Annotated in this window: 10 protein-coding genes; 1 reads left to right on the top strand and 9 read right to left on the bottom strand. The window is 64.8% G+C overall.

The genetic code is table 11. The features are described from left to right. The 6 genes from AB1609_07430 to AB1609_07405 form a co-directional block, all read right to left on the bottom strand. The coding region (locus AB1609_07430; protein ID MEW6046299.1) for a peptidylprolyl isomerase at nucleotides 1–1,442 on the bottom strand (1,442 nt) is incomplete at its 3' end. A gap of 196 nt (nucleotides 1,443–1,638) precedes the next feature. Beyond that, nucleotides 1,639–1,818: a hypothetical protein gene (locus AB1609_07425; GenBank protein ID MEW6046298.1), complete on the bottom strand. Its 180-nt coding sequence runs from the start codon at nucleotides 1,816–1,818 to the stop codon at nucleotides 1,639–1,641. A gap of 74 nt (nucleotides 1,819–1,892) precedes the next feature. After that, the gene (locus tag AB1609_07420; GenBank protein MEW6046297.1) at nucleotides 1,893–2,291 is read right to left on the bottom strand and encodes a metalloregulator ArsR/SmtB family transcription factor; all 399 of its coding nucleotides are present in this window, start codon (nucleotides 2,289–2,291) and stop codon (nucleotides 1,893–1,895) included. A gap of 332 nt (nucleotides 2,292–2,623) precedes the next feature. Beyond that, a complete protein-coding gene (nikC, locus tag AB1609_07415) occupies nucleotides 2,624–3,538 on the bottom strand; it encodes a nickel transporter permease (GenBank protein MEW6046296.1) in 915 nt (304 codons plus the stop codon). A gap of 12 nt (nucleotides 3,539–3,550) precedes the next feature. Further along, a complete protein-coding gene (locus tag AB1609_07410) occupies nucleotides 3,551–4,498 on the bottom strand; it encodes an ABC transporter permease (GenBank protein ID MEW6046295.1) in 948 nt (315 codons plus the stop codon). 18 nt (nucleotides 4,499–4,516) lie between these two features. Further along, on the bottom strand, nucleotides 4,517–6,112 hold the full coding sequence (locus AB1609_07405; protein MEW6046294.1) for an ABC transporter substrate-binding protein: 1,596 nt from the start codon (nucleotides 6,110–6,112) through the stop codon (nucleotides 4,517–4,519). 188 nt (nucleotides 6,113–6,300) lie between these two features. Between AB1609_07405 and AB1609_07400 the strand changes: the two genes are divergently transcribed. Further along, nucleotides 6,301–6,495 carry a hypothetical protein gene (locus AB1609_07400; protein ID MEW6046293.1) on the top strand — a complete coding sequence of 65 codons (195 nt, stop codon included), beginning with the start codon at nucleotides 6,301–6,303 and terminating at the stop codon, nucleotides 6,493–6,495. A gap of 1,180 nt (nucleotides 6,496–7,675) precedes the next feature. Here the strand turns inward: AB1609_07400 and AB1609_07395 are convergent. From AB1609_07395 to AB1609_07385, 3 genes are all read right to left on the bottom strand, one after another. After that, nucleotides 7,676–9,091: a glycoside hydrolase family 13 protein gene (locus AB1609_07395; protein MEW6046292.1), complete on the bottom strand. Its 1,416-nt coding sequence runs from the start codon at nucleotides 9,089–9,091 to the stop codon at nucleotides 7,676–7,678. A 1-nt stretch (nucleotide 9,092) separates the two neighbouring features. Next, a complete protein-coding gene (locus AB1609_07390; protein MEW6046291.1) occupies nucleotides 9,093–9,926 on the bottom strand; it encodes a carbohydrate ABC transporter permease in 834 nt (277 codons plus the stop codon). Next, nucleotides 9,913–10,794: sugar ABC transporter permease (locus tag AB1609_07385; protein ID MEW6046290.1), on the bottom strand; the 882-nt coding region annotated here is incomplete at its 5' end. The genes AB1609_07390 and AB1609_07385, both read right to left, overlap by 14 nt.

Below are 10,794 nucleotides of genomic sequence, written 5' to 3'. Positions count from 1 at the left end.
TCGCCCCGGCTCCGCGCGTCACGGGCGGCGAGCTGCAGGTCCAGAATGGAGGTGGCCGCCGTGCTTTGCACTCGTGAAAACCACTGCTCCAGCACTTCGTCGGCCTTGCTGCGCCGGATGCGCTCGACGAGCCCGGGCCTGGCCGCCTCGAACTCCGGGCCTGTGGCCTCTTTCTTCTCCAGCACCTGAATGATGTGGTATCCAAAATCGCTCCGTATGGGTTGAGAGACGGCGCCGACGGCCATCGTGAACGCTGCCCGTTCGACCGGCTCTGGAGTCTCGCCGCGGCCGAAGAAGCCCAGCTCACCGCCCTCATCGCGGCTGAACTCGTCGTCCGACTCCGCCCGTGCAAGTTCGGCGAAGTCGGCCCCGGCTTCGACACGGCGGCGGATGCCTTCGGCCCGCTGGAGGGCCTCGTTCCACGATTGCTCGACATCCATCTGCTCCGGGCGCACGAGGACATGCCGGGCTCTTACCTGCTCGAAGGCCCTGGCGACCTCCTCGTCGGTTACGGGGATCCGGCTGACCAGCGTCTCGGTCAGCTTCTGCGCGATGAGGTTCTCCTCAATGGCCACCCGCAGCTCGCGCTCCGTCAAATCCTGCAGCCCAAGCTGGCGTTCGAACTCGGCTCGAGACGGAAAGGCGTCGATGATCTCGTCAAGCTGCGCGTCCACCTCCTGCGGGTCGACCAGGATGCCCTCCTGTCGAGCTGCCTGGACAATGAGCCGCATGGCAATGAGATCGTTGAGGACGCCGTACCTGAGTTCCTCCATCTGTGTCGGGCGAACGAAACCCTGCACCTGCTGGTAAGCCCGCAGCTGCGCACGAAAGGCTCGCTGGAACGCCGCGGCGCCGATCAACTCGTCGTTCACCCGGGCGACGGCCTGCGTGCGGGTTGTCGCCTGCAAAGCGACACCTCGGGCGATGTCCGCCTTGCGAATGTCCCAACGGGCGCGCCTGCCCTCCACGTGGGCTGCGTTCGCAGACTCCACCTCACCGGCAAAGGTGATACGCACCGAGAGCAGGATTGCGTCATCCGGGATCTGCCCGGAGAGCCCCTGGTAGGGGCCAATCTCCCAGGTGAAGCTGTACCTGTCGCCATCCTGCCGCGCCATTGTGAACGGCAGTGCCTCACCGGGCTGGATTTCCACAGGTGCCCACTCAAAGACGGTCCAGGTCCTGGACCCGACGGCTTCGTCATGACGAACTGGTTCGGGAGCGTCTCCGGCGCCGGGTACGACGAGATGGAGGCTGTCGAGCAGCAGGTCCATCTCCGCGCCGGCAAAGGCTTTGTCGACCCACAGTGTCAGACTTACGCCGGCGGTAGGCCAGCCGGTCAGGTCGATCTCCTGCTCGACGCGAAAACAACCTGTTACGGCCACGACCGGGAGCGCGGTCAGCGCCACCAGCAAGACCCCGCGGGCGATAGAAGAACGGGGCATTCGTCTTCCCCTTCCGTGCCTCGGCTTTCGGGCAGCGAGCCCGTGCAGACAGCAGTTGTAGGCATTCCGCCGCGCCGCAGGAAAATCCTTGCGCGTTGCAGGAAGGCCCGCACCGAGGGCGAGCGCAGGAGTCTGCCGGCGGAGCACTCCTGTCCTCTTCCCGTTGTATCGAATTGTCATTCAAACGGCAAAGGACTCAGAGCGCCTCATCGCCATCAAGGCGGCCGTACACCTCGGCCATCACGGTCATGGCAAACCCGGCAGCCGCAGTCATGGCGCCCCACTCCTGGGTGGTGTATACGAGGGCGTCGGCGGGCACCAGCAGGCTCGTCAGGTCCCAGCCGACACGCCGCTTCTCGAAGGGCTCGGGCCTCATCCGGAACTGCGGCCGCTGTCAATGCGCTTCGATTCAATCCGCAACCCGGCTATACCACGTCGTAACTGCTCACCTCAAGGCACGAGCTTCGCGACGGCCCTCCAGGCTTCCAGGAGTCCTCGCTGGGCCACGCTGTGGTAGACCCACGACCCGCGGCGCTCGGCAGTGACCAGGCCGGCTTCGCGCAGAATCCGCAGATGGTGGGAAATGGTGGGCTGCCCCAACGGGAACTGGGCCACGATGTCGCAGACGCACAGCGGCCGGTCCTGTGCCGCGAGCAGCGCGAGAATCCTCAGCCGGGTGGGATCGCTCAGGGCACGAAAGACCCTGGCCCACCGATTCGCGTCACCTGCCGATAGCGGCGCCGGGATAACCGGTTCGCAGCACCCTGCCGCCTCTGGTGAACCCAGAACGGGTGCCGGCAGGCTTCTGGAATCGGGCGATGTGTTCTGTATCGCTTCGCGGACTGCCACAGAGATACGGTTCCTTTCCAGGCGGCGGCGTTCCACTTCGGTTCTTATCGCATGCATCGACGTCTGTCAATACATCTGTGCCAGCCAAGCGGAAGTTCATTGGCCGGAACTGGCTGAAGCTCGCGCCAGGCCGCCATCGAGACGAAGCTGGCCCGCCGGCACCTGACCCCCAACGCCGTCGTCCTTTACGACCTGACCAGCGTCTACCTGGAGGGCAAGAGCTGTCCGTTGGCTCGCTTCGGGTGACGTTGAGAGCGGCCACCACGGCGCCGCTGTGGTCTCGAACAGCGCCCGGGCCCCCGTGGAGCACAGCAGGCGTAGGCAGCGTGTGATCAAAACCATCTCCCGCCCGTTTCGCTCCCGCGCTGGCGGGGATCCCATAGGTCACGCAGCCCGTCGCCCAGGAGGTTGAGTGCCAGCACCACCACGAAGATGGCCATGCCCGGCAGCACCGAAACGTGGGGGGCCACCCGAATGTACTGACGCCCTTCGCTCAGCATGATTCCCCACTCAGCCGTGGGAGGCTGCGCCCCCAGCCCCAGGAAGCTCATCCCGGCCGCCGCGGTGATCATCCATCCCACGTCCAGCGTGGCAGCCACAACCACTGGCCCGATACAATGCGGCAGGATGTGCCGCACCATGATCCGGTGCGTTGGAGTGCCGACGCCCCGTGCCGCCTCGACGAATTCCTTTTCCTTGAGCGAGAGCGTCAAACCCCGCACGATGCGGGAGTAATAGGGAACCCCCACGATGGCGACGGCCACCATCGCCTTGACCAGCCCGGGCCCGAGGGCGGCAATGATCGCGATGGCGAGCAGCACCGACGGGAACGCCATCAGGACGTCCATCAATCGCATCAGCACGGCGTCCACCCGGCCCCCGAAAAAACCGGACACGAGCCCCAGCGGCACCCCAACGGCCATGGCGATGAAGACGGCGACAAACCCCACCAGCAGGCTGGTTCGAGCCCCGTAAAGAAGCCGGGTGAACAGATCACGGCCCAGGTGGTCGGTTCCCAGCAGGTGCCCCGGGGACCCCGGTGGCTTCAGCCTCGCCAGCACGTCGGCCTGGTACGGGTCGTGCGGGGCCAGCACCGGTGCCAGAAGCCCCGCCACGAAGATTCCCGCCACCACCAGCCCCGCTCCCAGGATGACGGGGTCTCTCCCAAGGCGGTTCCACGCCCGGATGAGACCCCTCACCTCAGCGGGCCGTTGCTCGGTCAACTCGACGCGGAGTTCCTGGGCCATTCAGCGCTCACCCTATGCGTACGTGATGCGGGGATCTAGATAGGCGTACAGCAGGTCGACAGCCAGGTTGGCCGCCACGTACATGGTAGCCACCACCAGGATGCCGCCCTGCACAACCGGGAAGTCCCGGGCCAGGATGCCGTTCACCATCAGCATCCCGAGCCCCGGCCAGTTGAAGAGCATCTCCACCAGCACTTCGCCGCCCAGCAAATACCCCGCCTGCATCCCCACGACGGTGACCGTCGGGATCAGGGCGTTTCGCAGGGCGTGCCGGAAAATGAGCGAGCCTGGCCCAATCCCCCGGGCCTTCGCGGCCCGGATGTACTCCTGCCCGGCCACGTCGAGCATGCTGGCCCGCGTCATGCGCGCCACCGTCGCGGCCGGCCCCACCGCGAGCGCAACGGCCGGGAGCACGAGGTGCTGCAGCAGATCCCACGGGCTTGCCGATCCCGGCGAGTACATTCCCGAGATCGGAAACCACCCCAGTCGCAGCCCAAAGGCCAGCTGCAGCAGCAGTCCCAGCCAGAAGACAGGCATGGAGAAGCCGAGGAGCATGGTACCCATCAGCGCCCGGTCCACTCCGCTGCGGCCCCATACCGCCGCCAGCACGCCGGCCGGGAGCCCCAGCGCCACAGCCAGCGCCAGTCCCGCCGCTGCCAGCAGCACGGTCGCTCCCAGCCGCGTTGAGATGAGTTCGCCCACGCTGCGCTTGAGCTGAATGGAATAACCCCAGTCGCCCGCCACGAGCCGGCCCATCCAGCGCACGTACTGCAGCGGCATGGGCAGATCCAGCCCCAGATCGTGGCGGAGTTGCTCGAGCGCCTGGGCCGTCGCGTGAGGGCCAAGCATGATGAGCGCTGGGTCCCCCGGGGAGAGGTGCATGGTGAGGAAGACGAGCACCGTGATCCCCACCAGCACCGGTACGAGTGCCAGCAGCCGCTTGACAACGTACTGTCCCATTGAGCCGGGCCTCTCGCTTTAGCCCTGCCCCTCCAGGGTCACCTTTTCGAACCGGAAGACCCCGGTGGGGTGCAGGACGAACCCCTTGATCTCCCTGCGAGCCACCACGATCTGGGTCTCGTGGTCGATCGGCACCCAAGGAGCATCTGCCATGATGAGTTCCTGTGCCTTCAGGTACAGCTTGGCCCGCTCGGCCCTGTCGGACGTCTGCTGGGCCGCCACCAGAATCCGGTCAACTTCCTCGTTGCGGTAGAAGCTCTCGTTGAAGCCGTTCGGGGGCCATTGATGACCCGAGAGCAGGATGTACAGGAAGTTGTCCGGGTCGCCGTTGTCGCCGATCCAGCTCATCTCGTGCATGTCCGGAAGCTGCTGCGGGTCGTTCACGAAGACCTTGTCAAGGTAGGTGCCCCACTCGAACGTCTGGATGTTGGCCCGGATGCCAACCCTGGCCAGATCGCTCTGAATGGCCTGCGCCATGGCCACGGGTTGCTGCATCCCTGACCCCGACTGCGGCACCCAGAACTCCGCCGTAAAGCCGTTAGGGTAGCCGGCCTCGGCGAGGAGCTTCCTGGCCTTCGCCGGATCGTAGGGATAGGCGTGGACATCCTTGTTGTAGCCCCACAGCACGGGCGGGATGTAATTATCTGCTAACACCCCTGTGCCCTTGAGTATGCCTTCTACGATCGCCCGCCGGTTGATGGCGTAGTTGACCGCCTGGCGTACCCGCGGATCGTTGAACGGCGGCTTCTGGTTGTTGAGCACCACATACCAGATGTGCATGCCCGCCTGCTCGATCACCTGGAAGCGATTGTCCTGGCGGAGCCTCGGCAGGTCGTCCGGAGGCACGTTTACGATGAAGTCAAGTTCCCCGGCCTCAAGCTGCGCCAGACGGGTCTGGTCCTCGACCACCGGACGGTATATGACCCGCTGGATGCGCGGGGTGCGGGTCTTGTCCCAGTACTCGGGGTTACGCTCGAGCACCACCTCAACGCCCGGCACCCAGCGCACGAACTTGAACGGCCCGGTTCCGACCGGGTTCTTGGCGATCTCCTTGCCGTACTTGCGGATAGCCGCCGGCGAGATCATGGACGCCGAGTGCATCGCCAGGTTTGCCAGGAAGGGGGCATACCGCTCCTTGAGGGTGATCCGAACCGTGTAGTCACCGACCTTCTCGACCCGGCCCACCTTGCCGAACGTGAAGTCGGCGTAAGCGAACGTACCGGTGTCGTGATACGGGTGCGACGGGTCGATCTGGCGCAGGATGTTGAAGACGACGGCATCCGCGTTGAACGGCGTTCCGTCGTGGAACTTCACGCCCCGACGCAGCCGGAGGGTGTACACCAGGCCATCCTTCGACACATCCCATGACTCCGCCAGGCCCGGCTCGAGTTCCGTTGACCCGTCCTTGAACCGCAGGAGGCTGTCGTAGAGCCCCATGGCGGCACGGCTCGAGTTGTAGTCGGTGATCTGGTGAGCATCCAGAGCGGTCGGTTCGGCCTGAAGCCCGACCACGATGGTGCCGGGCACGGAGGCAGCGGCCACCAGGGTACCCGTGGCCAGCACCAGCAAGATACTGAGTACTATTGCGGTCACGCGTCGCCATGAAACGGACATACCCGTCCCTCCATCCAGCCATCGGTGAAACGAGGACATCGGGGCACCGAACGCCCCGAGGAGTTGCGGAGATGTTCGGCGGTGCGCCAGGGACTCCTGCTACGGTTCGCAAGAAACAACGAACCCGACGGGCTCGCGTTAAACTCGCAGGTAGTGGCGTAAGTTCCTCCGGATCGATCGGGTAGGGCGTGACAAGAGCAGGATCACCCCTGCCCCTCAGCGCGGAGGAGTATCGATTCGGCCACCGGGTTTACAGTGCCGCCGAACTGCGGCAGGTGCTCAAACAGGCCGGCTTTTCGCAAGTGACGGCCTATGGCGAGCTGGGCGATGCCCCGTACGATCACCAGGCTCGCCGTCTTGTGGTGGTCGCCGCGAAAGCGTGAAGCGTATCCTTAAGTGGGCCTCGAGGGTGGGGTGCGCCTTCAGGGTCTCTTGGTGCGTTGGCGGACGGCGGCGATGCTCGAGGACGATACGACCGGCACACGGGCGTAATGAGGCAATCGGCAGCCTCACACCTGGGCTCCGGACAGCGCGGAGGCCGGGGGCCGGGCGCTACATCTTCTTTACCTCGGCTTAACGCCGCCGGCCACTCCGGCCGGTATGAGGCGGAACGGCCCGTGCGCCCAGGGGCTTCACCGAAAGAGCCGCCCGCAAAACCCAGGCGAGCCCGGGTCGTGACGCCCCCGCGCCGTTCGCGCCACCCGTGCGGGGATTCTCGCCAGGCAAAGCCCTCTGGACGTGCTTCGTCACCTTAAGGGTGCATCGTTCGGAGGCACCGCCGCGCGCCGGCTTCGAGGACGACCTGGCCGCGCTGCAACGTGGCATGCGCCACTGGGTTACCGGAGCTGGCAGAAGCTCTAAGGGCCTCGTTCGGAATCGCGGCCCGCTCGTACATCAAACGATTCCCTTCAGAGACCTTCGGCTCTCCGAACCCATGCCTTCCTTCACCGGGTCGCTGCGCAGCAGTCTGCCTCGATTGTGCAACATATGGGTTGCCCGGTCGAGCGGACGGGCTCCGGCCGGACTCCACGTCGCCCCGCTCCGGCCCGACGGAGGCGCCGGAGGAACGACGCCAGGCCGAGCCGGCGGAAAGAGCGTTCGTTTCTGGCTGTGCGCAGCAGACGCTCGGTCTCCGCCTCCCTCATCAGGCTTTCGTGGCGCTCCTTCGCCATGACATGCAAGAACATGGGATCAAGATGCCTCATAGCTCTCTTCCCGACCTCCCTGCAACCGACGTTGGGCCACGACCGCACCAACTGCCCACGAGATCGTATCGATTGCTGTCAATGCGCTGGGCTACCAGGCCCAACGCGGCTGTACGACGTCGCCCCAGGTGAACCCAGAACGGGTGCCGGCAGGCTTCTGGAATCGGGCGATGTGTTCTGTATCGCTTCGCGGACTGCCACAGAGATACGGTTCCTTTCCAGGCGGCGGCGTTCCACTTCGGTTCTTATCGCATTCATCGACGTCTGTCAATACATCTGTGCCAGCCAGATCGAGACCAACTCCGATATGGATGCTGTGAGGCTGGCCGTCGCCTGCAACGAAGTCCGAGCTGGCGCTCTATGGGGCCCTGAAGACCACAGAAGCCGCTTCACGGCCAAAGCGCAAGGTAATCTCCGCGGGAGAGACCCTTGCCCACTTGACGGGACCGTGGGAGACCGCTGCCTCCACCCGTTCGATGGGCGCACCCAGGTGCCACTTCAGTTCTTCAACCCCGGCGCCATTGGACACGGCGACCCAGCAGCGGTCTCCGTTTTCGGCTTCCCGAACGTAGCGGATCACGCCGGACGGCTGCCCCCTCGGCTCGCCTGCGGCGTCGGCCACCAGGCGGAAGCTCCCTTCTTGCAGCGCCGGCGAGTCACGCCTGATCCGTGCGAGCCGCTGTACATGCGCAAACGTGCCGCGATCCCAACTGGCCTCGTCCTCCCACGGGAAAGTACGCCGGCAGCCGGGGTCATTGCGGCCTCGAAGGCCCACCTCGTCACCGTAGTAGATAAGTGGCAGGCCTGGAAACGTGAAAATGACCGTGAACGCCGCTTGGATACGTTCGGCATTGCCCCGAAAGACGGTGGCCACACGCGGCGTGTCGTGGCTGCCAACCAGGTTCCACATGGCGAGGCGGTGCTGTGACGGATACGCTGTGGCAAGGGCCTCCAGCGTTCTCCCCGCCTCGTCTGCCCGAGTCTGCCCCCGCAGGAAGCGAATCAGGGCCTCGCGCAGCCGGTAGTCGGTGGCCCCGTCAAACTGATCCTCCCCGAGCCAGGGTGATGGATCTCCCCAGTGCTCGCCAACGAGGTAGGCTTCGGGGTTGATCTCCCGGACGGTGCGGTTGAAGGCTTTCCAGAAGTCGTGCCCTTCGACGTACCATGGCACGTCCAGCCGCCAGCCATCGATGCCTTGGGCGGTCCAGTGGCGAACGGCGCCAAGAAGGTACTCAGTGACGGAAGGGTTCTTGAGGTTCCACTTGGGGAGGTAGTAGATCCCGGCATGGGCATAGTTGGGCCTGGGCCGCCGCCGAACCGGGTAACCCGCAAAGTGGTACCAGTCCCACGTGGGCGAGTCGGGTCCTTCTCGCTCCGCTTGCATAAACGCCCAGTGCCGGTCACCGCTGTGATTGAAAACCCCGTCCAGGATGAGGTGCATGCCCCCCTCGTGCAAGGCCCCCAGCAGCCGCCGAAAGTCCTCTTGCGAGCCAAAGGCCGGGTCGATTCTAAGGTAGTCTGCGGTGTCGTACTTGTGCGGGGACGGGGCAGCAAAGATCGGGGTCAGGTAGAGGGCATCTACGCCAAGTCCCTGCAGGTAGCCGAGGCGCTGCTCGATCCCCTGCAAATCGCCGCCGAAAAACGAGCGCCGCGTCGGGCGCTCGCCCCACTGCCGGGTGCCGGGCGGATCATTCGTGGGGTCACCGTTGCAGAACCGGTCGGGCATGATCTGGTAGAACGTGCACCGGTACACCCACCGAGGAACGGCCGCCATCTCAGCCTTTCACCGCCGAGGAAGCGATCCCCTCGATGAACCGGCGCTGCCCCGCAAAGAAAGCCAGCACCGATGGCAACAGTGCGACCACGGTGGCAGCCGCCAGCAGCGTCCAGAACGTTCCGTACCGCCCCGAAAACATCGCGAGGCCCACCTGAACAGTTTGCATCCGGGTGGAATTGGTGACGACCAGGGGCCACAGGAAGTCGTTCCATGCAAAGAGGAAGGAGAAGATGGCACTGGCCGCGATGACCGGGCGGGACAGAGGAGCCACCACTCTCGCAATGATGGTAAGCGTCCCGGCCCCGTCGATTCGCGCCGCCTCTTCGATTTCAACGGGGATCGAGAGGAAAAACTGCCGGAAGAGGAGGACCGCAAAGGCGCTCGCCGCCCGAGGCACGATGAGCGCTGCGTAAGTGTCAATCCATCCAAGGCGGCTTACGACCAGAAAGCTCGGGATCAGGGTAACCTGCTGGGGAATCATCATAGCTGCGAGCACGACGATGAAGAAGAGATGCTTGCCACGGAAGCGCATGCGCGCCAGCGCGTACCCCGCCAGCCCCGAGAACAGCGTCTGTGCGACGGTGATCCCGGCCGTCATGATGGCACTGTTCAGAAAGAACCGATCGAACGGTGCTGCCTGCATGGCACGGACATAGTTCGTCCATTCGAAATGCGTCGGGATCAGCAACGGCGGAGAAAAGACGGCCTTCTCCGGCTTCAGCGAAGTGGTCAAGAGCCACAGAAAGGGCATCGCCGAGAAAAAGGCACCGGCGAGCAGCATGGTGTGCACGCCGGCCGTCGTCGCCGCGCGGGTGATGCTACGTCGCCTCATACCTGCGCCCTCCCGGGGCAAACCTGTACTGCACCAGCGTGGTAGCAAAGATCAGAATGAACGCCGTGAACGCCACCGCGGAGGCGTACCCCATTTGAGAGTAGCGGAAACCGTAGCGATAGAGGTAATACCCCAGCACGTCGGTCGCCCCAAGCGGCCCGCCTGCCGTCATAACGTACACCAGGTCGAACACCTGGAATCCCTCGATGACCCCGGTGACCGTGATAACGAACGTGGCCGGCGCCAGCAGGGGCACCGTGATGCGCCGAAATCGCTGCCACGCCGTCGCCCCGTCTATGGCAGCCGCCTCGCGGAGCGAGTGCGGAATGTCCTGAAGTGCCGCAAGGTAAATCACCATATTGAAGCCGGTTCGCTTCCAGATGCCCACAATTATCACCGCGGGACGGGCCCATACCGGGTCCGTCAACCACGACGGCCCGGCGACGCCGAAAGGCGCCAGCATTTTATTGAACACGCCCTGGTACGGATCAAAGAGGTATTTCCACACCACGCCGACGGCGACGCTCGGAGTGATGACCGGAAGGAAGTAGAGAACGCGATAGATCCCCCTTCCCGCTACGTTCTGGTTGAGGAGCACCGCGACGGCAAGCCCCAGCACCGTGGAGGCCACCGTCACAACACCCGCGTACGCCAGCGTCACGGCCACCGAGTTCCAGAATTCCGACGACGTAAGCAGGGCGGCGTAGTTGCGAAGGCCGACCCATGGCCTGACGGCCGCGATTCCATCCCAGCTCACGAAGCTGAGGTAGAGCGAATAGACGGCCGGAAACAAGTTGAAACCGCCAAGCACCACAGCTGTAGGAGCAAGCAGCACCCTGGCGTACGCGGACTCGCCGACCGGAGGGCG

This window comes from Bacillota bacterium, from assembly GCA_040754675.1.
In the GTDB taxonomy this organism is placed as follows: Bacteria; Bacillota; Limnochordia; order Limnochordales; family Geochordaceae; genus Geochorda.
Note: the sequence above shows the minus strand (reverse complement) of the source record. Positions and strands in the feature narration are given on the sequence as shown.